Origin of the sequence: Parabacteroides sp. AF14-59, assembly GCF_003479515.1 — a bacterium.
In the GTDB taxonomy this organism is placed as follows: domain Bacteria; phylum Bacteroidota; class Bacteroidia; order Bacteroidales; family Tannerellaceae; genus Parabacteroides; species Parabacteroides faecis.
This window is the reverse complement of the sequence record NZ_QUHH01000011.1, coordinates 1-24,523: the sequence shown is the minus strand read 5'-3', so window position 1 is coordinate 24,523 and position 24,523 is coordinate 1. Positions and strand designations below refer to the sequence as shown.

The 24,523-nt window shown below is 40.5% G+C and carries 22 protein-coding genes and 1 tRNA gene; 9 read left to right on the top strand and 14 right to left on the bottom strand.

What is annotated here, in order from left to right:
- Positions 1–4 precede the first annotated feature (4 nt).
- The 3 genes from DWW23_RS13085 to DWW23_RS13075 form a co-directional block, all read right to left on the bottom strand.
- A complete protein-coding gene (locus DWW23_RS13085; protein ID WP_122353736.1) occupies positions 5–1,051 on the bottom strand; it encodes an endonuclease/exonuclease/phosphatase family protein in 1,047 nt (348 codons plus the stop codon).
- Positions 1,052–1,063: 12 nt separating this feature from the next.
- Positions 1,064–2,581, bottom strand: coding sequence for a hypothetical protein (locus DWW23_RS13080; protein ID WP_122353735.1), 1,518 nt, complete (start codon positions 2,579–2,581; stop codon positions 1,064–1,066).
- Between the two features lie 150 nt (positions 2,582–2,731).
- Entirely contained in the window at positions 2,732–4,204 is a 1,473-nt protein-coding gene (locus tag DWW23_RS13075) for an aminoacyl-histidine dipeptidase (RefSeq protein WP_122353734.1), read from the bottom strand.
- 389 nt (positions 4,205–4,593) lie between these two features.
- Between DWW23_RS13075 and DWW23_RS13065 the strand changes: the two genes are divergently transcribed.
- Entirely contained in the window at positions 4,594–5,199 is a 606-nt protein-coding gene (locus tag DWW23_RS13065; RefSeq protein WP_122353732.1) for an OmpH family outer membrane protein, read from the top strand.
- 200 nt (positions 5,200–5,399) lie between these two features.
- On the opposite strand, the gene DWW23_RS13060 is transcribed toward DWW23_RS13065, so the two are convergent.
- Positions 5,400–5,726 carry a hypothetical protein gene (locus tag DWW23_RS13060; RefSeq protein WP_122353731.1) on the bottom strand — a complete coding sequence of 109 codons (327 nt, stop codon included), beginning with the start codon at positions 5,724–5,726 and terminating at the stop codon, positions 5,400–5,402.
- Positions 5,726–6,031, bottom strand: a complete 306-nt coding sequence (locus DWW23_RS13055) for a septum formation initiator family protein (RefSeq protein WP_122353730.1) — start codon at positions 6,029–6,031, stop codon at positions 5,726–5,728. The genes DWW23_RS13060 and DWW23_RS13055 overlap by 1 nt, the downstream gene beginning before the upstream one ends.
- A 70-nt stretch (positions 6,032–6,101) precedes the next feature.
- On the opposite strand from DWW23_RS13055, the gene DWW23_RS13050 reads away from it, so the two are divergent.
- The 3 genes from DWW23_RS13050 to DWW23_RS13040 all read left to right on the top strand — a co-directional run bounded on the left by DWW23_RS13050 (position 6,102) and on the right by DWW23_RS13040 (position 9,296).
- Complete coding sequence (locus DWW23_RS13050) at positions 6,102–7,928, top strand: DNA polymerase III subunit gamma/tau (protein WP_122353729.1); 1,827 nt, start codon at positions 6,102–6,104, stop codon at positions 7,926–7,928.
- 85 nt (positions 7,929–8,013) lie between these two features.
- The gene (locus tag DWW23_RS13045; RefSeq protein WP_122353728.1) at positions 8,014–8,562 is read left to right on the top strand and encodes a nitroreductase family protein; all 549 of its coding nucleotides are present in this window, start codon (positions 8,014–8,016) and stop codon (positions 8,560–8,562) included.
- A 104-nt stretch (positions 8,563–8,666) separates the two neighbouring features.
- Entirely contained in the window at positions 8,667–9,296 is a 630-nt protein-coding gene (locus DWW23_RS13040; RefSeq protein WP_122353727.1) for a glycine zipper family protein, read from the top strand.
- On the opposite strand, the gene DWW23_RS13035 is transcribed toward DWW23_RS13040, so the two are convergent.
- Positions 9,280–11,460 carry an ATP-binding protein gene (locus DWW23_RS13035; protein WP_122353726.1) on the bottom strand — a complete coding sequence of 727 codons (2,181 nt, stop codon included), beginning with the start codon at positions 11,458–11,460 and terminating at the stop codon, positions 9,280–9,282. The genes DWW23_RS13040 and DWW23_RS13035 overlap by 17 nt on opposite strands.
- Positions 11,461–11,579: 119 nt before the next feature.
- Positions 11,580–12,761, bottom strand: a complete 1,182-nt coding sequence (gene pncB / locus DWW23_RS13030; protein ID WP_122353725.1) for a nicotinate phosphoribosyltransferase — start codon at positions 12,759–12,761, stop codon at positions 11,580–11,582.
- A gap of 138 nt (positions 12,762–12,899) precedes the next feature.
- On the opposite strand from pncB, the gene DWW23_RS13025 reads away from it, so the two are divergent.
- From DWW23_RS13025 to DWW23_RS13015, 3 genes are all read left to right on the top strand, one after another.
- Entirely contained in the window at positions 12,900–13,421 is a 522-nt protein-coding gene (locus DWW23_RS13025; protein WP_122353724.1) for a GNAT family N-acetyltransferase, read from the top strand.
- 10 nt (positions 13,422–13,431) lie between these two features.
- The gene (locus DWW23_RS13020; RefSeq protein WP_122353854.1) at positions 13,432–14,307 is read left to right on the top strand and encodes an AraC family transcriptional regulator; all 876 of its coding nucleotides are present in this window, start codon (positions 13,432–13,434) and stop codon (positions 14,305–14,307) included.
- Between the two features lie 89 nt (positions 14,308–14,396).
- Entirely contained in the window at positions 14,397–14,822 is a 426-nt protein-coding gene (locus tag DWW23_RS13015; protein ID WP_122353723.1) for a pyridoxamine 5'-phosphate oxidase family protein, read from the top strand.
- On the opposite strand, the gene DWW23_RS13010 is transcribed toward DWW23_RS13015, so the two are convergent.
- Positions 14,777–16,876: a 3'-5' exonuclease gene (locus tag DWW23_RS13010; RefSeq protein WP_122353722.1), complete on the bottom strand. Its 2,100-nt coding sequence runs from the start codon at positions 16,874–16,876 to the stop codon at positions 14,777–14,779. The genes DWW23_RS13015 and DWW23_RS13010 overlap by 46 nt on opposite strands.
- Before the next feature lie 138 nt (positions 16,877–17,014).
- Between DWW23_RS13010 and DWW23_RS13005 the strand changes: the two genes are divergently transcribed.
- Positions 17,015–17,599, top strand: coding sequence for a phosphoglycerate mutase family protein (locus tag DWW23_RS13005; protein ID WP_122353721.1), 585 nt, complete (start codon positions 17,015–17,017; stop codon positions 17,597–17,599).
- 36 nt (positions 17,600–17,635) lie between these two features.
- Here the strand turns inward: DWW23_RS13005 and DWW23_RS13000 are convergent, their stop codons facing one another.
- The gene (locus DWW23_RS13000) at positions 17,636–18,403 is read right to left on the bottom strand and encodes a LuxR C-terminal-related transcriptional regulator (RefSeq protein ID WP_187576622.1); all 768 of its coding nucleotides are present in this window, start codon (positions 18,401–18,403) and stop codon (positions 17,636–17,638) included.
- Between the two features lie 107 nt (positions 18,404–18,510).
- Here DWW23_RS13000 and DWW23_RS12995 point away from each other — a divergent pair, with 107 nt between their 5' ends.
- Entirely contained in the window at positions 18,511–19,449 is a 939-nt protein-coding gene (locus tag DWW23_RS12995) for a DUF1848 domain-containing protein (protein ID WP_122353720.1), read from the top strand.
- Positions 19,450–19,585: 136 nt separating this feature from the next.
- Here the strand turns inward: DWW23_RS12995 and DWW23_RS12990 are convergent, their stop codons facing one another.
- From DWW23_RS12990 to sppA, 5 genes are all read right to left on the bottom strand, one after another.
- Entirely contained in the window at positions 19,586–20,050 is a 465-nt protein-coding gene (locus DWW23_RS12990) for a hypothetical protein (RefSeq protein ID WP_122353719.1), read from the bottom strand.
- A gap of 121 nt (positions 20,051–20,171) precedes the next feature.
- Positions 20,172–20,244 (bottom strand) — tRNA-Phe (locus DWW23_RS12985).
- Between the two features lie 76 nt (positions 20,245–20,320).
- A complete protein-coding gene (gene thiL, locus DWW23_RS12980; RefSeq protein WP_122353718.1) occupies positions 20,321–21,352 on the bottom strand; it encodes a thiamine-phosphate kinase in 1,032 nt (343 codons plus the stop codon).
- Between the two features lie 7 nt (positions 21,353–21,359).
- Entirely contained in the window at positions 21,360–22,460 is a 1,101-nt protein-coding gene (gene lpxK, locus DWW23_RS12975; protein ID WP_122353717.1) for a tetraacyldisaccharide 4'-kinase, read from the bottom strand.
- Between the two features lie 6 nt (positions 22,461–22,466).
- Positions 22,467–24,233 carry a signal peptide peptidase SppA gene (gene sppA / locus DWW23_RS12970; RefSeq protein ID WP_187576623.1) on the bottom strand — a complete coding sequence of 589 codons (1,767 nt, stop codon included), beginning with the start codon at positions 24,231–24,233 and terminating at the stop codon, positions 22,467–22,469.
- Between the last annotated feature and the right edge of the window lie 290 nt (positions 24,234–24,523).

Below are 24,523 nucleotides of genomic sequence, written 5' to 3'. Positions count from 1 at the left end.
TGTTTTAATTCAAATCTTTATCAGGCAAAGATAGTAAAAAGTCGGTAATGATCGGTAAATGATCGCTGTAACCGCCTTCATATTTAAAGCCATAATAGGTTCGGAAAGGACGTTTGCCATGCCAGGTCTTATCTTCGGTAAGCAGGAAAGGTGGTATGAATATCCGGTTGCTTCCGGGGGCAACATGCATGGTGGAATTTTTATCAAGCAGATTTCCGGAAACAATGATATGGTCGAGCTGATTCCATTCACCCTGGTATTTGTGTGTTCCCGGATGATTCAGGACGTGGGGATCGGCGAAAAGGTTATAAAGTTTGTTCGCCTCCGTTCTTGTGGTGATTTTTTCGGCAGCCAGTATTTGTGTGATACTGGTATTTTCCGGTGTATCGTTGAAGTCACCCATGATCAGGATTTGAGGATTTGTGCGAATTCTCAGTAAGGAGTCGCAAAGCTCACGTACTGTTCGGGCAGCGTCGAAGCGGTCTGCTTCGCTCTCTTTTTCACCTCCGTAGCGTGACGGGAGATGGCAGACGAATACATCTAAAGTGTCGGAAGTGATGACCTTTCCCCATACATGGAGAATATTACGGGTTTGTTTATGTTTTTTGTGCGTAAAGATAACCGGATGTTCTTTGTGACCGATGTAGCCGAACCGGTCCCGTTGGTAGAGAAGAGCAGAATTTATACCTCTTATATCTGAACCATGTGTCATACAATATCGGTATTGTTGCAGTTTTAATGGTGTCCGGTAGAGCAAATGGGTCAGGACGGAATCATTTTCCACTTCACAGAGAGCGATTAAGGCGGGTGTATCCCATTCACCTGCGGCACTGATCACTTTCGCTACCTGCTGGAGTTTATGATAATACCGTCCGCGTGTCCAGTGATGGTTGCCCGACGGGAGGAAGTCGTTGTCGTTCTTGTCCGGATTGTCTTCTGTGTCGAAGAGGTTCTCTACGTTGTAACTCATGACTCTGAACCCGGATTGGGCATTTGCCGGAAGGGTGAGAAAGGCTAGAACGTAAATGAGTATAGTTAAGGTTCTGGTCATATATACTTGTTTTTATTTTTCATCTTCTTCCAGAGGTACAAACTCGTAAGCTCCGATATCCGGGCCGTTGTTCGTTAACCGGTTGACGCCGTTCCGGTCAATCGGATATTTTTGTGAAATGAATAAGTCTGCTTTACCGACACCCGGAGATGTATCCTTACCGGGGCGGAAGTCATACATGAATTTGTTCGTTTTTCCGCCGGTCATTCTGTATTCCATTTTACTGTCGTCTTTTCCTTTAATAAAAATGACGTCGGTAAAATTTTCACTATCGTTTTGGTCCATCATAACCACGCAATGGTTGAAATGATATTTCAGATTGTTATTTCTTAATAAAGTAGTCTTGGTTCCTGATGAAATTTCAATTTCTTTACCGGCTCCCAGACTACCATCGATGATACAATTATCGAAATTGGCCTGCAATAGATCATACGGACCTATTTTATTATCGACAGCATTGTCTATTAATCGCAAAGTAAAACTCGGTTCTCCTTCCTGAACAGTGGAATGCCTGCTTTTGGCAGATATATAGTTAGCCAGCGTGCAGTGAGTAAAACTATATTTGCCGCCATTTAACAGCACGACGTCTACTGTGGCATTCGTAAACTCGCAGTTCGTAGCTTCTATATTGCTGTTGACAGCCGTCAAAACATTTCCGTCCATATTGGTGACCTGCGAATTATTGATCTTTAATTTGGACTTTTCGGGATCTGAGGCTTCACACGTAATGCCGTTGTTTCCGTTTCGTACTATTACATTATTAAATACATTGTCAAAACTTTCTTTTTTGAAAATGATGCCTCCCCATTGTCCTGGTGTGCGGTCGTATGGAAGTTGGTCGTCCAGAATGAAATCAAGACGGTCGCCACGGAAGATGATCGGTTTCTCTATTGTGCCGTTGGCGATAACTGTGCCGTCGACTATGATTTTGGCCTTGTCGTGCATATAAAAGATTGTTCCTTCTTCTATATTTACGGTTACGCCTTTATCGATCATCAAACTATCGTATATCAGATACGGGCGTTCTGCTGTCAGTTGGGTATCTTCACTCAATGTCTGGCCACCTTTGATCAGTTTAACATCCTGTCCGCATGCTTCCAATAGCACTGTTTGCGTCACACTATTGTAATTGAATCGTATGGAATCCTGAATTAATAACGGTTGATCTTTGCCGGTAGGGTTGACAGTTACTTCTACAAATATATACATACTGTCCTTGGCAGCAATCCTAACATTGTCAAAATTGTCCCCTTTGCGTCCGTCCACGTTGATACGGAATCCGCTGCTAGCAGGTGAGGCTTGTATTATTCTTTCTATATTCAGTGGTTCGTTGTTTCTGTTGTAAACCATGAATTGTTTTGTAACGGAACCGATCGTTGTAAAGACTGTATCAAAAGATAAGGTATCTGTCGAAAAACTCAACCGGTGATTCGGATTGGTCGAATAATTTTCGTCCAGCCCGTCGCATCCAGCCAACAGGTTGAGTAAAAGAGTACATATGATCAGCAACGGCGCTGTAATTTTTTTCATTTTTCCTAAATGTTAAAATGTATGCCTTTGTGTTCTTGTTTCTTTATAAACAAACGATTTATAAAGAATGTTTTCAGGCCTTAACATAAAAAAAGAGGAAAAACACGATTAAAGTGTTAATCCTCTTTCTATAACGTAGAATATTAAAATTTATTTTGCCGGTACGCTTTTTAATAATTCCAAAAGATGTGCCCACCACAAACCGACGGTTTTAATTTCGATCCGTTCGTTCGGTGAGTGAACGTCTCTTAATGTCGGTCCGAAAGAAATCATATCCAGATTAGGATATTTTTCGAGGAATAAACCACATTCCAGTCCGGCATGGATAGCCATGATTTTGGCATCCTTATTAAATAAACGTTTATAAGTATCTTGTGCTACTTTCAGGATTTTAGAATCCGGATTCGGAGCCCATCCCGGATAACCGTCGCCATGAGTAACGACAGCGCCGGCCAGTTTGAATACGGAAGCCACCTGGTTGGCGATCATATTCTTACATGACTCGATGGAACTGCGTTGGCTGGTTCCTACTGTGATGATGAACATTTCTGATTCCGCATCCTGTTTGATTTTTACGGAAGCCAGGTTGGTGGAAGTCTCTACCAGGCCTTCGATGTCATGACTCATACCGATCACGCCATGAGGACAGGCATGTAATGCCCAGATAACCTTTTCCATATCGAAATTGCTTATGCAGAATTCCGGACGGTCAGTCGATTCCATGGTAATCTGCACGTTCGGATCGACATGTTTCAGTTCATTTTCTATATCGGCAGTATAGTTGTTGAGCAGGACGCGAACCTGTTCTTTATCTTCCGGATACAGACCGATCACTGCGTGTGCTTCGCGGGCAATGGCATTGCGTAAATTTCCTCCTTCGATAGAACATAGGGTGAAATCCGCTTCATTGTTCAGTAAATATAAGAAGCGAACCAATACCTTATTGGCGTTACCCAATCCTTTATGAATCTCACCTCCGGAATGTCCGCCGTTCAATCCTTTAATATTGATTTTGAAATATAACATATTAGGATTGGTTGCACGTTGTTCGCAATGGAACACAGCCTGTGTGTCTTTTCCTCCGGCACAACCCATGAAAATTTCCCCTTCGTCTTCGCTATCCAGGTTCAGCAGGATATCGCCGGTCATGAATCCTTTTTCAAGTGCTTTTGCTCCGGTCAGACCTGTTTCTTCGTCAACAGTGAACAGGCATTCTATCGGTCCGTGCTCGATATCGTCGGAAGCCAGGATGGCGAGTTCGGCAGCTACACCGATGCCGTTGTCGGCACCCAGTGTCGTTCCGTTGGCACGCAGCCAGTCACCGTCGACGATTGTTTCGATCGGATCGTTGTCGAAGTCGTGGACTGTTCCGTTGTTTTTTTCACAAACCATATCCATATGAGACTGCAGGATAACGACCGGCAGGTTTTCATATCCGGGCGTTGCCGGTTTCGACATCAGGATATTTCCGGCTGTATCTTTTTTCAGGACGATTTTATACTCTTTAGCGAACGATTCCAGATACTGGATCATTTTGCCTTCCTTCTTTGAAGGGCGGGGCACTTGTGTTACCTGATGGAAGAACTTCCAAACGATTTCAGGCTTTAAGTCAGTAATCTTCATAATGTTACAATATATTACAGATGTTACTCTATAGTTAATAATGTGATCGTTTTCTGAGTTATGTATGAAAAAAAGTAGAATTAAATACCAAAAAGATACTTTATAATCACTTAAACTCTTATATTTGCGTCCACAAATATAGAGAAAATGCTTACAACGATATTGCTTACGGTCATAATTCTTGTTATTTGTGTTGTGTTACTTGCTATAAAAGTGATATTCAAGAAAGGGGGAAGGTTCCCGAATACGCATGTGGGAGGTAACAGAGCACTAGGTAAAAAAGGTATACATTGTGCCAAGACGCAAGACCGGGAACAGGCCAGGCAAAGGAATCTATATGATAGAGTAAAAGAAACAGAAGAATAAAATAAGGATTTAATTTACACTTTATGAAGAACATTAACTACGTAATTAATGGTGTGCTCGCGGTGGCTGTCGTGATATTGTTCATAATGCAATTTTCCGACAAGAAAGAATCGACAGTAACAAAAACATTTGCATCCGGAGATGGTGATACTACCAGTCTGCTCCCTATCGCTTATGTGAATGTCGATTCGCTTTTGCTTAATTATAATTATTTCAAGGATCTGAACGAACAGCTCCTGAAAAAAGAAGAAAATTCACGTGCAAATGTAACGCAGCAGGCACGTACCTTACAAACCGAAGTGCAGGAGTTCTATCGTAAAATGGAAAATAATGCCTTCCTTACTCGTGAAAGAGCACAACAGGAACAGGAACGTTTGATGAAAAAAGAACAGGAACTGAAAGATCTGGATGCTAAATTATCACAGGATTTATTGTTGGAACGTCAGAAATTGAACGAACAGCTTCGTGATACTGTTGTTTCAAAATTGAAAGTATATAATAAGGATAAAGGATATCAGGTAATTTTCAGCAATACGGCAGAAGATAATATTTTATTGGCCGGCGATGCTTACGATATCACAAACGAATTGATCGACTTATTGAATAAGAGCTATTCCAGCGGAAAGTAAGTAAGAGATTAAAATAATATATAGAAAAAGCTGTTGCATATTGTAACGGCTTTTTTTATGTATTTACGTGTTATTTCTGCTAAGGTAAAGAAAATGTTCCACACATGTGGGGTGTTTCCCCCACCGGGGTGGGGCTTTATCCCCATTGCAGTGGGTAAAAGTCCCCACATGAAAAAATGTTGTGGGGAAAAATTGGAGATTTATTTCTTTTTTCCGGATACGAATGACGAGTAAAGTAACAGGACGGCGGCAATTGTCAGGCAGATCACCCATTCTTTCATATCCTTGAACATTAGCCCGGAGGCGCAGATCATCAGAACGGAAGCGATTATGTTGAAGCGGTGCAGACGACGTTCGCGAAACTCCATTTCTTTAGTGGACAATGTCAGGAAACAGACCGCCATGCCGGCGGCACCTAGAGCGAAGAGATAGGGTGCCAGAAACCACTTGGTGAGGAATGAAACGGCACCTGCCAGTATCAGTAAACCGGCAATATTGAAAATGATTGTTCTTGCTTTTTGATTCATTATTTCTTTTTGATGATATAGACGTCTTCGTTCGGTTTCTTCATGAAATATTCTTCACGGGCGAACCGTTCCAGACCTTCCTTGTCAGTGTGAAGATCGTTCAGTTTCTTACTGTTTATCTCAATTTCTTTCTGATAATGTTTGATCTCTCTTTCCAGGCTGCGGATCTTTTCGTCATACGTATACCGCTTATACAAATTGCTGTCGCCCACCGTAAAAGTGAGGATCAGAAATCCGATGATAACCAGCCAATAGGCATTTATCCTGGATAGATACTTGTTGTAAAAGTCTTTTATGCGTGACATGGAACTTCGTTTTCGCAAAGATAAATGAATTATTTTGTATATCTTTGTGTTGTTAATAAAAAAGCAAAGAATGGACAATTATATTGTATCGGCAAGAAAATACCGCCCCTCTACTTTTCGTAGTGTCGTAGGGCAAAAGTCTCTTACCACTACACTAAAAAATGCAATACAAAGTAACAAGCTCGCTCATGCCTATCTTTTTTGCGGACCGCGTGGTGTCGGGAAAACTTCATGTGCACGTATCTTTGCTAAGACGATCAACTGCCTGAATCCGACAGCCGACGGAGAAGCCTGCAACGAATGTGAATCGTGTCAGGCGTTTAATGAGCAACGCTCTTATAACATCCACGAACTGGATGCCGCGTCCAATAACTCTGTGGACGATATCCGTTCGCTGATCGATCAGGTGCGTATTCCGCCCGCTATCGGGAAATATAAGGTTTTTATTATCGATGAGGTACATATGTTAAGTTCGGCGGCCTTCAACGCTTTTTTGAAGACGTTGGAAGAACCGCCTCATCATGCCTTGTTTATTCTGGCTACTACCGAAAAACATAAAGTGCTGCCAACCATCTTGTCGCGTTGCCAGATTTATGATTTTTCCCGTATTTCAATAACGGATATGGTGGAGCATCTCGAATATGTCTCTTCACAGGAAAATGTAACGGCGGAACCGGAAGCATTGAATGTGATTGCCCAGAAAGCTGACGGAGGTATGCGTGATGCTTTGTCTATCTTTGACCAGGTGGTCAGTTTTACCAACGGAAATATTACTTATCAGGCTGTTATCGACAACCTGAACGTGCTTGACTATGAATATTATTTCCGTCTTACCGATGCTATTCTGGCTGGAAATGTCCGTTCATCTATTCTTATACTGAATGAAATATTAAGCAAAGGTTTCGACGGGCAGAATATCATAACCGGTCTGGCGGCTCATTTTCGCGATCTGCTGGTCTGTAAGGATGAAGCGACACTGATATTATTTGAGGTCGGTGCCTCTATCCGCGAACGATATAAGGAGATGGCAAAACGTTGTCCGGATCAATTGCTTTTTAAAGCGATCGAACTGGCAAACTCCTGTGATCTGAATTATCGTGCCAGCCGCAATAAACGTTTGTTGCTAGAATTGACACTTATCCAGCTTTGCCAGTTAAGTTCTGCCGGGCAAGCTGTCGATGATAAAAAAAAAGGAGTAATTGAACCGATCGCTTCCGGTGCTCCCGGACAATCTGTTTCTCAAGGGGCGCAGCCAGTCTCTCAGGGACAGCCGATGCGTCAGCAGGTTCAGCCCGGGCAAATGGCTAATCACATGCCTCAGCAAACTGCCGGAATGAATGGCGGTAATGGGCAGGTGATAACGACGAACATGCCTTCATCGGCAACCATTATTCCGCAAGGACCTTCGGCTTCTTCTCCTAAAAAAACGTCACGTCCGCCTCATTTGAGTACTTCCCTGAAAGAAATCGGTGTTGAAAAACCGAAAAACCAGATGACGCAGCAAGAGAGCCGGACCGTACAGGAAATGGTAAACCCTTTTTCGCAAGAAGATCTGGTTCATTATTGGGATGCTTATGCTGCTAGTGGGATGATTGATAAGAAGGTGTACCTGAAAAATACCATGATCAATTGCAAGCCCGTTTTGCAGGAGAATTATTTCTTTGAAGTGGGTGTTCATAATCCGGGCCAGCAGGATGAGTTGAGCAATGGCTGTGTGGATCTATTGAACTACCTGCGTATCCAGTTGAAGAATACACGTATACAGATGCATGTACGGATTGTGGAAACCAATGAGAAGCATCTGGCTTATACTTCTACTGAAAAGTTTGAACATCTGTTAAGCGTGAATCCGGTTCTTGCCAAGTTGAAGGATGAGTTTAACCTGACGCTGGATTGATTTTGGTTGATACAAAACAAAATTAGTCTTCCCGGCGTTTTATCTATATAGTGATCTTAGTTGAGTTGTAATAAAGAATAATTGTATGGATACAAATCTTATGAAATCAGAACAAGATGTTGTGCTTAAATCGATAATGAGCCGTAAAAGTGTTCGCCAATATACTGACCAGCCGGTCAGCCGGGAACAACTCGAAATATTGGTGAAGGCTGCCGTGTCTGCACCCTCGGCGGTCAATAAACAACCCTGGGCATTTGTCGTGATCGACGATCGGGTTACGCTCGACATACTTGCGGCTCTATTACCTTATGCGAAAATGGCTGCTAAGGTATCTGCTGCAATTGTTGTATGCGGTGATTTGAGTAAAGCTTATAATGGTTTGGAGGATGAATACTGGATTCAGGATTGTTCTGCTGCAACGGAAAATTTACTGATAGCGGCTGAGGCAATGGGCTTAGGTGCTGTTTGGACTGCTGTTTATCCGGAGGAAGATCGCGTTGAGATTGTCCGTAAGCAATTGGCTTTACCGGAATTGATCGTTCCGCTGAATCTGATTCCGATAGGCTATCCTTTACACGACGACACTCCGAAAAATAAGTATAAACCGGAGATTCTTCATTTCAATCGTTGGTAAATACAAGCTCCTGTTTTCTGTTTAGACGAATATTATCGTGTTTTTGATTAGGCTTTATTCCCTGAATATATGTATTTTAGCGGATAAATAAAACGTTGATTTGTATGGGCATGAAGAATTATATCCTGTTACTGATGGCTTCCGTACTTTGTACGGGATGTGCGACAATGGATCCGACATCGAGGACGATCGTTGGTTCTCAAGTCGGGATGCTGGCTGGGACGGTTACCGGTGCGGTGATCGGTCATGCAGCCGGAGGATATCGCGGGGAAGCGATCGGGTCGTTTGTGGGCTCGGTTGGAGGTACGGTTTTGGGTGCTACTGCGGCTGCTTCTCAAAATCAGCGTAATAGCAGAAGCACGACAAGTGCCAGGGAGTATCAACTACCTTATGTCGTTATAGAAGATATTTATTTGGAAGACAGGAACAATAACCAGATCGTAGATGCGGGAGAAACTTGTCGTATTTCGTTTATCCTGTCTAATGAAGGCAGACAGACGGCTTATAATGTCGAACCGGTTATTAAGATAGAGCAGGGCAGTAAATATGTGAAACTATCCAAACCTGTTATGATCCGCCAGTTACAACCGAATAAGCGGGTGAGCTATACGATCACATTGCATGCTTCTCCAAAATTGAAAACCGGTGAGATAGTCCTTTCAGTACGACTGAAATCTGCGGATGGTTATCTGACGGATAAAGAAACCTTTACGCTGCCTACCGGAAGATATTAATATTTAATTCTTTATCGTATGGTAGTACGATGGAGAAACAACTTCCTTCACCGACTTTCGAACGGAGTTCAAGATGACCTCCGAGTTTTTCGGCGATGACCGTGCTGATCGACAAACCTAATCCGGTCCCTTTGTCGGTATCGTCCATTTTGTAGAAACGTTCGAATATCTTTTTTTGATGTTCTTCAGGAATTCCTTGTCCGGTATCTTCTACAAATAATACGATCTTTTGGTTTATTTCCTCCAGCTGATAACCGATCTTTATATGTCCTTCCTGTGTGAATTTGACAGCATTGTTAATGAAATTGGAAATAACCTGCCTTAATCTTGTTTTATCCACACGGGCGAATATCGCTTTTTCCGGAATAGACTTTATGAATTCCAGATTCCGGGGGACAGAGAGCTGATGTGCACTGTATATTTCCGATAATAGTTGAGATAAATTGTAGTTTTCGAATGAGAAAGACATCTTTCCCGACTCCATGCGTGACAAGTCGAGTATATCGTTTACCAGTTTCAGCAATAACTCGCAATTCTGGTTGATCGTATTGATGAATAATATTCGTTCTTCCGGATCTATCTCTTCATCGGATGCCAACAGGTTTGAAAAACCGACGATTGCATTTAATGGCGTACGTATTTCGTGGCTCATATTGGCGAAGAATGACTCTTTTCGTTCAACTTTGAGGGCCATATCTCTTATTTCCTCGGCTTTTTCCTTGGCAATTCGCAAACTTTCTTTTGACTTGATCAGTTCTTTCTTTTCCTGTATCAGTTCGCTTTCTGATTTCTCAAGTTTCTTTTTCGTCCGCGCGATATGAAGGTAAAGTATGGATATATATAACAAGGCTATAATTACTACAATAAGTAAAACGTAGCTTGTTGTCAATTGATTGTGTTTGAATTTAAGTTCAAGCTCATTGTTTTTCAGCTTTAGGTGATCTGTTTCATAGATTGTCCTGAATTCATTCAGCTGTGAGTCCAGCCATGCACTATTGATTGAATCTTTTAAAACATTCAGTTTCTGGTATTCTTCAATAGCCTCCCTCTGGAATCCGGCAAGACCCAGTAGTCTGGCCTTTTGTTCCTGGATTGCAGGATTGAGATCGGAGTTTGTCTGCTTCATAAACTCACAAGCTTTTTGGAATGTGTCCAGGGCTTGGTTATATTGGCCGGTTGCTTCAAAATAATCGGTCATCGCCAAAAAGTAATTCTGCTGTTTTTGGTTTGCTATATCCGGATAATTTCTTTTTATCTCATCAAGAATGTTCAATGCATCGGAAGTCTTTCCGAGTTTGGTATAGAATTTAGCTTTCCATATTTGTAAATCTACCCATTCGTTCATGAGAAAGCTCTTTTTTTCACTATTGTCAACCTTTTGTTTCCTAATGAATTCTATCAGTTCTTCATTGCTCCTGATAAATTCCAATCCCTTTGAATATTCATTGGTGATACTACAAATTGTGATCAGATTCTGGCAGATATCCATTTTCCAGGCTTTCCACCGGGTTTCTTCGAGAGGGATTAGTGAGAAGGCTGTTTCAAAAGATGCCATTGCCTCTTTATACCTTTTTGCTTCTTTCATTGCCGATCCAAGTCCCATATTGGATGCAACCAATCCCTCCAGGCTATCGTACTGCCTGGCTGTGTCATACATTTTCTGGGCGGTCCGGATCGCTTGTTGGATTTGTTTTTGTTCAAGTAACATTTGAACTTCCAGGTTCGCCAGATAGAAATAATAGTTGTATTCTTTATTTTCCAAAGCCAAAGGGTCCATTTTGTTTTTCCAGAAATAAAAAGAATCTATATTATTCTTATTTACATAATAGATAGCTCTGTCACTGAACGATTCACATACGAAACCCAGTCGATTTTGCCGCCAGGCCTCCTTTTCTTTTAATTCCGCATAGTATAGGAAACGGGGAGAATCAAACAACAGTAGTTCCAGTCCTGTTATTTTATATAGGTAAAAACTATCGCGTGGCATGGCATCAAGTTCTTTGGCCAGGCTGTCTTCCAGCAATTCTATATCCTTTTTACCAATTGTGTTTTCTGCATACAGAGGAAACTCAACTGTAAAAATAAAAGCAGCCAGTATCAGATAGACTAATAATGCAGGTCTGCTTATGCGGAAATGTATCCGCCAAATGTAGCTTTTGATCATATCAAATTATATAGCCAAAATATTACCCTCAATGTGGCTACAAATTAAATGCTTATTTTTGATATTTCATCTCTTATGAGATAACTAAAGCTACCAATATTCAACGCTTTTTACTATTTTTATGAATTTGGAGAGGAGGATAATCCTAATTCGTACAGGCAAGCTTGTACTTCCTGTGGATTTCCCGTGTGTTTGCCCACATCATCCGATAACTTGACGCATTCCCGCCATTTCTGGTTGACATTCATTTTGCATTGGGATAATTTCATTACTATATTGGACGGTTTGAAACCAGTATCGTTCGTAAGATTCGTTCCGATGCCAAAAGCACATCTGATCTTTCCATGACAATAGTCGAGAATCTCAAGCGCTTTCCCGAAGTCGAGTGCATTACTGAATACGATCGTCTTGGTGGTTGCATCGATGCCGAATTCTTTATAACGAGCTGTCAGTTTGTCGATAAACTCAAATTCATTTCCTGAATCACATCGGACGCCATCGAATAATTTTGCCTGTTTGCGGCTGAGGTTGGATAGGAAAATATCGGAAGTATATGTATCGGACAACGCGATTCCCAGGTCACCGTCATACACATTGACCCAATTTTCAAGCGCCATGTAATTGGCATGTTTATAACCGAATTGTGCTCCATGAAACATGAACCATTCGTGCGGATGCGTTCCCATCATCTTCATCCCGAATTTCATGGCGAAATAACAGTTGGATGTACCGGTACAATATCGGGCATTTTTGTTGAGATAACCGATCACTGCCTCTTGTACATCGAATGAAAATCTTCTGCGCGTACCGAATTCCGAGAAAGGTAATTGCCGTTCATTGGAGAGTTCTGTTTTTTCGGAGAGCTTACAAAAGATAAGTTCAGGGTCTGCTATATTTCCTGAAAAACTATTTTTTATTTCGGAGATGATTGCAAGTAGAGGAACTTCATACAACGTCACTTTATAAAGATAGTCTACGACTTCGACATGCAGGTGATGTGCCTCGTCCAGATAGACTTCGATCTTTCCGGGATCGAAACGGAAGGAGGAAAGCCATTCCCAATAAACACGGGGTAAGAACCGGCAGCTGCGTGTCATATACTCCAGTTCTTCATACGTGAGTATTAACCGGCTTAGGTTATCGATCTCCGCTTTAAGTTTTTCCAGAAACTCTTCCGTATATTCTGTTTCGTCCCTGTCTTTGAAACTGAAACGTCCCATCGCATAAGGAAATAGTTTGATATAAGCATACGAGGTCGTAAACTTATAGAGGTCTGTATCTAATATCGTCCTGACAATCATCCTTCAATCTTTTCTTATTATAACGCGATAAAGTTAGTATTTGTTGGCAAAGAAACCGTCGGATATTGATAAATAGGTATATTTGCGATTGTAAATTTGTTTTGAAACAGATACCGGATTAAAAAGAAATATCTTATAATGATTATAGAACAAGGCTCAATACATCATCTGGATGAACTGGAATCCCTTTATGACGGGTTAAATGATTATCTTTCAGCTACGGTGAATTATCCGGGATGGATCAAAGATGTGTACCCGGTGAGGGAGACTGCTAGGCAGGGAATCGAAGAGGAAAGCCTGTTTGTTGCCAGGGAGAACGGTGTTATTGCGGGAAGTGTCATTCTTAATCATGAACCGGAGGAGGCTTATGAGTTGGCTAGTTGGTTGGTAGAGGCTGATTATAAAGATATTCTTGTCATACGGACGTTGGTTGTGCACCCTTCGTTTTTGAAACGGCAGGTTGGTACTTCTCTGATGAAGTTTGCTGAGGAATATGCCGTTGGCCGCCAAATGAGATCGATCCGTTTGGATGTATCGGTTAATAATGTTCCGGGCATAAGTCTGTATAAAAAACTTGGTTATCGATATGTCGGTACAGTCGATCTGGGTTTGCCTTATGAGCATCTGAAATGGTTTCAACTTTATGAACTGGTTTTATAGCTATGGCATCATGAAAAATGAAATATCACGATATACGTTCTATAAAAATAAATATGGTAGTGAGCTATTGATAGATGTTGTCCAGCTAAAAGATATCAAAAAGTTTCTGAAAACCGGAACTATTCATACGCTGACCTACCATGATATTACGTTTATTACCGAGGGGAAAGGTGATTTCTCTATCGACAATCTGCTGTACGAAGCTTGCCCCGGTGATGTGTTTTTTTCTAAACCCGGCGAAATACGTAACTGGGACAAAGATCATATTATGAATGGTTATGCATTGATTTTTGAAAATGAGTTTTTGTCTTCTTTCTTTAAAGATGATTTGTTTGTCCAGCATCTTTCGTATTTCAATCCAGGAAAAATAGCAGCCAGGCTTCATCCGGAAGAATCTCTTTTCAAGCGTTTGCTGCAGTTGGTAGGCAATATAAAAGAAGAGATCGGTTTGTATGGTCGTCATGGAGATCACTTATTGAGGGCGCAATTATACGAAATACTTATGCTGCTCGACAGGATCTATATTGAAAAAGGTACGAAGGAAAGCATTCCTAAAGAAAGCAGTAACCTTCATATCAGCCGATTCATTCATTATGTCGGGCAGTCTTTTAAAGAACATCGTTCTGTCAGATATTATGCCGATAGGTTATGTATCACTCCGAATTATCTGAATGAGATCGTTACGATTTCCCTGCAGGTAAGTGCCAAACAGTATATCCATCGCAAAGTAATGGAAGAGGCAAAAAGAATGCTCACCTATACAGATATACCTGTATCCGGGATTGCCATTTCACTTAATTATGATACGGTTTCCTATTTTGTCCGTTCTTTTCGTGAACATACCGGCCAAACACCTTTGGTATATCGTAAAACGTATAAACCGTAAAAAGTGACATTTCTTCCATTTTTTGTGTTGTATCCCGAAAGTCTCATTACCATACCTTTGCCATATCAAGAACAAATAATAATTTAATTATGAGAGATTCAGAGAAGACGATAGGAAACCTCGTCGATAAACAAAAAGTGGCATTCCTCGGTTCGGTCGACCGGGAAGGATTTCCAAATATCAAAGCGATGCTACAGCCCCGTAACCGGGAAGGAATCCGGATATTTTACTTTTCAACCAATACTTCCTCTATGCGTGTGGCACAGTTCCGGGAAAATAATCGTGCCAGTATTTACTTTTGTGACAGACGTTTTTTCAGGGGAGTTATGTTGAAAGGTACGGTTGAAGTGTTGACAGATCCGGCAAGCAAGGAAATGATTTGGGAACCCGGTGACACGATGTATTATAAAGAAGGTGTCACCGATCCTGATTATTGTGTCTTGAAGTTCACCGCCTTTTCAGGAAGATATTATTGTGGGTTCAAGTCGGAAGATTTTAGTGTTGGGGAAATATAGATAAAATCACAGGGTTTACCCCAATACGTCACTGTTAATTTATGCATTGCCCGTGTTACTGCCACATAGAGCATGCTTTTGTCAATTTCCGAGCAGTAATTTTTATTATTAGCCTGGGGGACGATCACTTCGTCGAACTCCAGGCCCTTTGCCATGTGGGAGGAAGTGATGATAATGCCTTTCACGAAAGCAGAACTTTGACTGGACAGGAAGTAAATATTATCTGTATGTTTCAGAAGCTTATCGGCTATTTCTCTGGCTTGTGTTTCTGTTTTGCAGATGATTCCGAGTGATTTGTATTTGGATTTCCTGAATAGGGAGATCAATTCGGTAATGCCGTCGATCTCTTTTTCAGAATTCTGAAACCGGAGTATTCGGGGGTGTTCCCCATGACGTACAACAGGTTCCAGGTCTGTGTTCGGTCGGATGTTTTGTGTAAAAGCTGTTATTTCAAAGGTGGAACGATAACTTTTACAAAGTTTCATAATTTCTCCTGTCGCAAATACTTTTCGAATCATTTCGGCTGTCGATGATCCGTAGGGATTGACTGATTGGCATGTATCACCAAGGATTGTTTTCCGGCAGGAGTAAAGTTTTTGGATTATTTTATATTGTATGGGGGGATAATCCTGCATCTCATCTATCAGCAGATGTTTAACTGGAGAATAGGGAGGATACCCTTCCAATGCCAGATGAAGATAGGCAAGCGGGGCAAGGTCTGTATATTCCAGTGTATGGTTTTTGCGTGTCTTGAACATCTTTGGTTTTCCGGCCCATTCAAAGAAGTCTTTATATACTTGCAGATCGTTGTTTCCGGCAAACATCTTTTTGATTTCTTTTTTCAACAGGTTTTTCTCTGCAGTAGTTACACTGAAGTTATATTGAATGGCCATCATTCCCAGAATATATTCCGTCATCGTCTCAAAACGTTGGCGCATCGGGTAACGGTTGAATCGTCTGAACTGTTCTTTTATGAATTCAGCCGGGATGGTGATGTACCTGTTTAGCTTTACATCTGTAGCATGAAGATAAGTGTTTTCTATGTGAAGGATGAACTTGTCCAGTTGTAGAACGAAGTCTGGTGAAGACTTGTATTGTATCCGTTCAATAAAATCCGGAGTCGGTCTTTCCAGCAGTTCCGATACTTGTTCGAAGAAGTTTTGGTATTTGTATTTGTTGTAAAGTATGCTGGAAAGGATTTGTTCCATGCTGGTTTCCGGTACGGTCTCTTCGCCAAGTTCGGGAAGAACATTGGAGATATAGTCGGCAAAAACCTTGTTGGGGGAAATAATAAGAATATCTTTTGATGAAATATTTCCTTTTAACGCATAGAGTAAATAAGCGATACGGTGCAATGCGATGGAAGTTTTACCCGAACCTGCTACTCCTTGTATGATAAGTATGTTGTCATCTTCATTTCGGATGATCCGGTTTTGTTCACGTTGGATGGTGGTGACGATGTTTTTCATTTTGTCGTCTGCGTTAGCACTGAGTTCTTTCTGCAGTATATCATCGTGAACGGTCAAAGAACTTTCAATCATGAACTCCATCCGTCCTTTACGGATACGGTATTGGCGTTTGAGTGACATATCGCCGTAAACTTCACCGGACGGGGAGATGTAAGATGCTTCTCCTAATTCATGGTCGTAAAACATACTTGAGACCGGAGCCCTCCAGTCGTATATCAGGTTGGTACGGCTTAGAGGATCGTAAAAGGTATGTATTCCTATGTAAATAGGTGCGGTTAGCTTTCCTTCTTTCTTTTCGCAAAAATCTATCCGGCCGAAATAAGGGATGTCCAGTATCTTACTCAATCGTTTACGTTTATTGATCACGTTCTCGCCCAGGGCAAAATGATTCAGGATACTTTCTCTCATGGAGCGGATTTCGTGAGGGTCGATATCTTTGTTCGACCATAGATAGTCTTTATGTTCCTGTAGGGTGTCAATGTGTTCTTTAACCGACTTATCCGTGTTGTTGATCGTATCGTTAATGATCTCCAGCATCTGTTGTAGATATTGTTTTTCCTGTTCTTCTGTTTTGTTGAATATCATAACTGTCTCATTTTACATTAAAAAAAATTCGAAAGGGTGGGCAAAGTTAGTCCGGGATCTCCGGGTATGAAATAGTTATTTATAGCTATATATCAAGGCTTTTTTTTACTTTTACATGCTGATTAAAAAAAATGAAAGATGAATATTCTCGACATAGCGCGGCTGAACCAACAAAAAGCCTGGAAAATCGTAGAAAACAGTGGTATTATCCAGGCATGGGAGAGCATAGGAGCAGAAGTTAATCTGGTAGGGTCCTTGCGTACTGGTTTATTAATGAAACACCGGGATATTGATTTTCATATTTATTCTTCTTCATTGAGTTTGTCCGGTAGTTTTCAGGCGATGGCTAAGTTGGCAGAAAATCCGTTTATCAGGAAAATAGAATGTGTAAACCTGCTTCATACTATTGAGGAATGTGTAGAGTGGCATGCCTGGTATCAGGAACCCGATGATGAACTTTGGCAGATCGATATGATCCACATTCGGAAAGGTTCCCGTTATGACGGTTATTTTGAAAAAGTAGCTGAGCGGATCGGGTTACTTCTGACTGATGAAACAAGGTGGGCCATTTTGCAATTGAAAGATGAAACGCCTGAGACTGAAAAGATAATAGGTGTGGAGTATTATCAAGCTGTTATTCGGGATGGGATTAGGAATTATGCAGATTTTCAAGAATGGAGAAAACAGCATCCGGTAACAGGGGTTGTAGAATGGATGCCGTAAAATATCCGTTTATTTTTAGGCTGCAGTAGATCTGTTCTAACTAAGCAAGCCGGATTCTATTCCCGCTTTTATCGCTTCTATAGAATTTTGTACTCCTAATTTGCGTAAAAGATTCTGCCGATGGATATTGACGGTATGGATACTGATACAAAGCCGATGGGCTATCTCTTTACTCAAAAAACCTTGTTGTATAAGGTATAATATTTCTATTTCCCGTGAAGTAAGGTCTGTGTGCGGACGGGTTAACAGGGAAGGGGAGAATATGTCTCCGTTTTTGAGATTGATAACGGAACAATCCACCTGTCCGGATTCTTTCTGGTTGGGAGATATATCCATATTTCCCAGTATGAGCCATGCTTTTCCGCTGGAACTTTGTTCCAGAACCTGTTGTTTGCTGCTGACACGTATATATTGTTGCCGGGTGTCGCGGATACGAAAGCTGTATATATTGCAATAATCATTTCGTTTTTCGACGGGAAGGCTATAGATGAATTGTCCCAGCCGAACTTGGAGGTCTGCCAGTTGTTGGCGGTCATCGGGATGAATACGTGATTCCAGATAATCTCCTTGTTTCTCCAGAGTGGCTATTTTGTGGCTGTCGTATCCTAATAAATCAACAAAATTGGAAGAGGCAAAGGTGTATTTACATTTATATACATCGACAACAAATGTGCAAGTGTGACTGACCTTTGACATTTGATGAAGCATAGACCTGTCACGTTCCCAGATAGAATAGTCGATCTCCGTCGCAGATAAGTTTTGCTGTGCCCACAATTCTTCGCGGGTAATATCAGTAGATTTCATAGGATATGATTATAAATCCAATAAATTAACAGAACCGGATAGTTTATATTACAGTTGTTTATTTAGCTTTGCAAACATAACTAATTTATTTGATATGGAGCGAGTGTATGATCATAAGTGCAAGTAGGCGGACGGACATTCCGGCCTTTTATTCGGAATGGTTTTTTAATAGGATTAAAGAAAAATATGTATTAGTCCCTAATCCGTATAATCCCCAAATGGTCAGTAGGATAGATTTAAGTCCGACTGTTATTGATTGTATTGTCTTTTGGACAAAAAATCCGGATCCTTTGATAGATCGGTTAGATGGATTGAAGGATTATAAATATTATTTTCAGTTTACCCTGAATCCTTATGGGGAAGATATTGAAAACCATATACCTGCCGTACAGAAACGGATTGAAATTTTTAAGCGGCTTTCAGATAAGATAGGAAAAGAGAAAGTCATCTGGCGATATGATCCTCTATTGACTAATAAAAAGTATGATATTTCTTTTCATAAAGAAGCATTTGCAGAGATTGCTTATGCCCTCAAAGATCATACGAATAGATGTATGCTCGGATTTATCGATCATTATCAACATATTCGTAATGAAGTCGGTAAATTGGATATTCATCCTTTAAAGAAAGAAGAGATAGAGGAAATGGCTGTATTCTTTAAGCAGACTATGGATCAGTTTTCTACCATAGAGTTCGATACCTGTACAAATAAAGTAGATCTTACTCATCTGGGAATACCTGGTGGAATGTGTGTCGATAAAAAGCTGATAGAGAATATTTGCGGTTATCCTATTTCTGCCCGGAAAGATAAAAACCAGCGAAGTATATGTAATTGTATAGAGAGTATCGACATCGGTACTTACGAAAGCTGTCTTAACGGTTGCGTTTATTGCTATGCCATTAAGGGAAACTATAATACTGCCGAATTTAACAGCAGGAAACATGATAAGAATTCCCCTATGCTGATTGGTGATGTAAGAGAGGGAGATATTGTGAAAGATAGAGAGATGAAAAGTCTTATCAATGGTCAGCTTTCTTTGTTTTAGTTTACATTTAAAAATACATATCTTCTTATTAGAATAGTAAGCCCTTTAATAACCCCGTATAAAAAGAAAATCGCTGTAGCCTTGTTAGATTAGCTATAGCGATTTTCTTTTTATGATTTGTAGAATGAACTATTTTTCAAAAGGAACAACCTACCTGAATAAAAAAAGTCTTCATATCCTCATTAAATTTCTTTTTATCGAAAGTTTTTATAGCAGATGGGTATTTTAAGACTTCGAGGAATTCCAAAAGGAATTTGGCTATTATATCATATCCTTCTTCCTTATTTGAAGGGTAGTAAATTGAATAATCCAATTTTAATTCGCAAGAAAAACGATGTTTTAGATGAATATCTTCCGGCCTTGGAAGGCCTCTTGCTTTTAAGATTTTGTCTTCATAATATCTAGGACGTTTTGGCTTGAAGAACTCATCAAAACCGGGACTGACACAAATCAATCCGATAAAGTATTCTTTAACATTGTTAGAATATGATTTGTCATAGAAAAACTCTTGCATTTTTATGTTAAGTTCATCTACATCAATATACTTTGTCGTTTTATTAAATTCAACAGAAAAAATAGGATTGTTGATATTTATTTCCATATTCGTGATAATATAGTCCTTTTGATAATTGGTGCAAATATGGTTTAAATAGACCATTGAAAATATAGAAGAGTTAACACAAAAAAGCAGTTACAATTGAATGTAACTGCTTTATTTTCAGTGGTACCACCAGGAATCGAACCGGGGACACAAGGATTTTCAGTCCTTTGCTCTACCAACTGAGCTATGGTACCATTGTTTTGTTTAACGGGTGCAAAGATACGGACTTTTTTTAAATATGCAAGAGTTTGTGAAGAAAAATACCAAAAATTATTCATTAAGTGAATTCCATCCCTGGGCTTTTAGTTCAACTTCTCCACCGTCACGGCCTACTAGATAGTTACCCAGTTCGGGACGAGTAATATGGCCTATGACTTTAACTCCTTTTATTTCAGAAACTTTGTCATGGTCGGTAAGAGGAACGGTGAACAAAAGTTCATAATCCTCACCACCATTCAAAGCTGCAGTCACTAAATTCATGTTGAACTGCTCTGCCATAGCAGCTGTTTGATAATCTATAGGAATACGGTCTTCGTATATACGGCAACCTACATTACTTTCTTTTGAAATATGGAGTAATTCAGACGAAAGTCCGTCGGAAACGTCCATCATGGAAGTAGGAACAATACCGGCTTTGTCGAGTGATTCGATAATATCTTTACGGGCTTCCGGTTTTAACTGACGTTCCAATAAGTATTCTTTACCAGTGAAATCAGGAGTAAATTCTTTTTCTCCTTTAAACACTCTCTTTTCTCTTTCAAGAAGCTGTAAACCCATATATGCAGCTCCCAGATCGCCGGATACGCAGACCAGGTCAGTGTCTTTGGCTCCGCTGCGAGTGACGATTTTATCTTTCTCGCCTTCACCAATACAGGTAATACTGATACACAGGCCTGTCAATGAAGCAGAAGTGTCTCCCCCGACAATGTCAACTCCATAAATATCACATGCCAGTTGAAGTCCTGAATAAAATTCATCCAGGTCTTCTACCGAGAAACGTTTGGATATACCGAGTGAAACAGTCATTTGTTTCGGTTTTCCGTTCATTGCATAAATATCGGAAAAGTTGACAACAGCCGATTTATATCCCAGATGTTTTAAGGGGACATAAGTCAGGTCGAAATGAATCCCTTCAAGCAGGAGATCGGTTGTTACCAATACTTGTTTTTCTTTGTAATCGAGTACTGCGGCATCATCACCTACGCCTTTTACCGTACTTTCGTTTTTTAACTCTATTTTCTCTGTAAGGTGGCGGATTAAACCAAACTCGCCTAATGTTCCTATTTCTGTTCTTTTGTTCATCTTTTATTTATCGTAACAATTTATCTTTATGGAATGTTGATATATGTTTTTTGATTTCATCATCGAATTTTTTGTCCAGACAGAATTCTATCGTGATCGGCAGATAATACATACATGTTTTCCATTCTTCAGGAATATATGGATTGTCTATTAACCGCGCAGCATCTTTTTCTGTAGCCAGGATATATCGGCCGGTTGAACTCATTTTGTCGAATACATTTTTCATACGGCGGATATCGGATTTTTCGAAAGTATGATGATCGGAAAAGATCAGTGGGGTTACTTTTTCCGATAGTTTCCTGGCTTCTCTGATAAATCCGTCAGGAGATGCGATACCCGATAGAATCAATAGTTCGTCTTCTTTACGGATATCATTCCGGGAAAGAGGCTTTGCATGACTGTCGAATACCGGTTTAATATCAGCGTATGCTATATGAGTGAAATGAATCGACTGGTGTGCCAGCAGTTTCATGTTCTCTTCTATAATACGGTATTCAATGGGCTTCATATCTTCTTCGCATTTTGTGACAATCACCATATCTGCACGGCGTATTCCGCTGGCCGGTTCACGTAGCCTGCCTGTCGGCAACAGTTTGTCGTTGTAGAACAAACGGTGATAGTCGGTCAGTACGATCGCAAAGGAAGGGGCGACATAACGATGCTGAAAGGCATCGTCAAGTAGGATCACTTCTGGTCGTAATTCTTTGGGAAGCGCCAGCAACTTATCGATACCTCCACGACGGTCGGCATCTACTGCTACGAGAATATCTGAAAATTTATGTTTCATCTGATATGGCTCGTCTCCGATCTCAAGACTGGTGCTTTGTTCGTTTGCTAAAATGAATCCCGTAGTTTTTCGCTTATATCCCCGGCTGAGTACAGCTATCCTGTAGTCATCTTTCAATAGCCGGATAATGTATTCGGTATGAGGTGTTTTTCCTGTTCCTCCCACTGCCAGGTTTCCTATACAGATAACAGGTATCGGGTATGATTCCGATTTTAAGCATTTCCAATCGAAAAGCTGGTTACGGAATCTTACCCCCAGTCCGTATAAGAAGGAGAGGGGAGAAAGCAGAGGATGTATTTTTATGTCGTTTTCTGTCGGCATCTCGGATTATAAAGGTTTAACATCGTAAGGAAGTCTTGCCTGGATTCCTGTTGTCGATTTTATATTATTCAGAGTTTTGAAATACTCATATTCGTTACCCAGCACATTTTTTACGATGGATACTTTTACTTCTCCCAGCTGTTTCTCGATAAATTCTTTCCAGAAATCTTTCGAGCCGGAAACGTAGGTCAGGCTGTAATCGCTGAGGTCGGCTAATGTAGCGGCTGTTTCGATCGCTTTGTCAATACCTCCCAAATCATCGACTAATCCGCGCTCTTTGGCCTGTTCGCCTGTCCAGACGCGTCCTTGTCCGATTTCGTTGATTGCTTCTTTGTTCATATCACGACCGTTGGCACAACGGGTAAGGAATGTATCGTATCCTCTTTCAACGAACGACTGGATCAGCACTTTCTCATCTTCTCGCATCGGACGACTCATATCTCCCAGGTCGGCATAAGTATTGGTTTTTACAATGTCCGTTGTAAGAGATAATTTATTGAATAAACCCGTTACATTCGGGAAGATACCGAAGATACCGATCGATCCGGTTAGCGTATTAGGCTCAGCTATTATTTTGCTGGCAGCACATGAAATATAATATCCTCCGGATGCGGCAACGTCACCCATGGAAACAACGATCGGTTTTACCTTTTTCAGTTCTACCACCTGGTGCCAGATTTGTTCGGATACAAAAGCACTACCACCCGGAGAGTTGACGCGGAAAACAACCGCTTTGACGTTCTCATCATTTTTTAGTTTGATCAGTTCGTTGGCTACCTTTTCTGTGATAGCTTGTTCTGTATCGTAAGGCGAAGAAGGCAGTTCCGGTTTGATTTCTCCTTCTGCATATAAAATTGCAATACGGTTAGGTTTTTCGCGATCGATCGTTTTAATACTTTTGATTTTGGATATATCTGCCGTTTGCAGGCGTTTGTCGCTTTGGCCTGCCAGTTCTTTAACAAACTCTTCTGTTTCGGTACGATATTTTAATTCGTCTACTAATCCGCATTCTACTGTCTTTTCTGCAGCAGCGAATGCATAACCCTGGTTCGCAAAATTATCAATATCGGTTACCGGGATATTTCTGGCTTCGGCAATGCCGTTTGTTACATTTTCCCAGATACTGCCCATGTATGACTGGATTTGTTCGCGATTGGCATCACTCAGTTTGTCAAGCATAAAAGGTTCTACAGCTCCTTTATAAGTGCCGACTTTGAAGATCATCATATCTACACCTACTTTTTTGAGCAGTTCTTTGTAAAACATTGTTTGTGATGCCATTCCGACCAATCCCAAAGTACCCTGAGGATTCAGGAATACTTTATCGGCGATAGAACAAAGGTAATAACAACCCTGTGTGTAATTGTCGGAATAAGCGACAATGAACTTACCGCTATCTTTAAAATCGATTAAAGCTCTGCGAATGGCTTCAAGGCTGGCTGAACCTGTGCTCAACGATTTTGCTTCTATATATATACCTTTGATATTTTTGTTCTCTTTAGCTGTTTGGATTGTAGATAATATATCTTTTAAAGAAAGAGTTTTATCTGTCTCACCCATCAGCATAGCGATAGGGTTTTCCTGGATATTATCAGATAAGTTGCCGTCAAGCGTTAATTTATAAACGGTATTACTTTTGGGAGTATACTCAGGTGTACTGCTCATACTGGTGGCAATACCAATCAGAGTAAATACAAATACAATGGAAATCAGGCCAACAGCAACGAAAACTCCTAAGGCTGAGGCAAACATCATTTTAAAAAATTGTTTCATATCTGTGTCGCGTAATTTTTATCAGACAGCAAATATAGTTAACTTATTGATACTAATTGTTCTTTGTGCTCGTTTATTTGGTCTGATAATAATATCTTTTATAAAGGATAGTTCCTGACGCTCCTGTAATGTAAATGGAACAAATGAATTTTTAATAATGAAACTCCAAATTCTTGAATACAGGGATTTGGGGTTTTTATTTTGATATTTCTGTAAAAGATGCCTGATGTTAATGATTTGTACTGAAAAAAGTTTACACAATCACAAAAAGAAAATGTGTAAACCAAAGG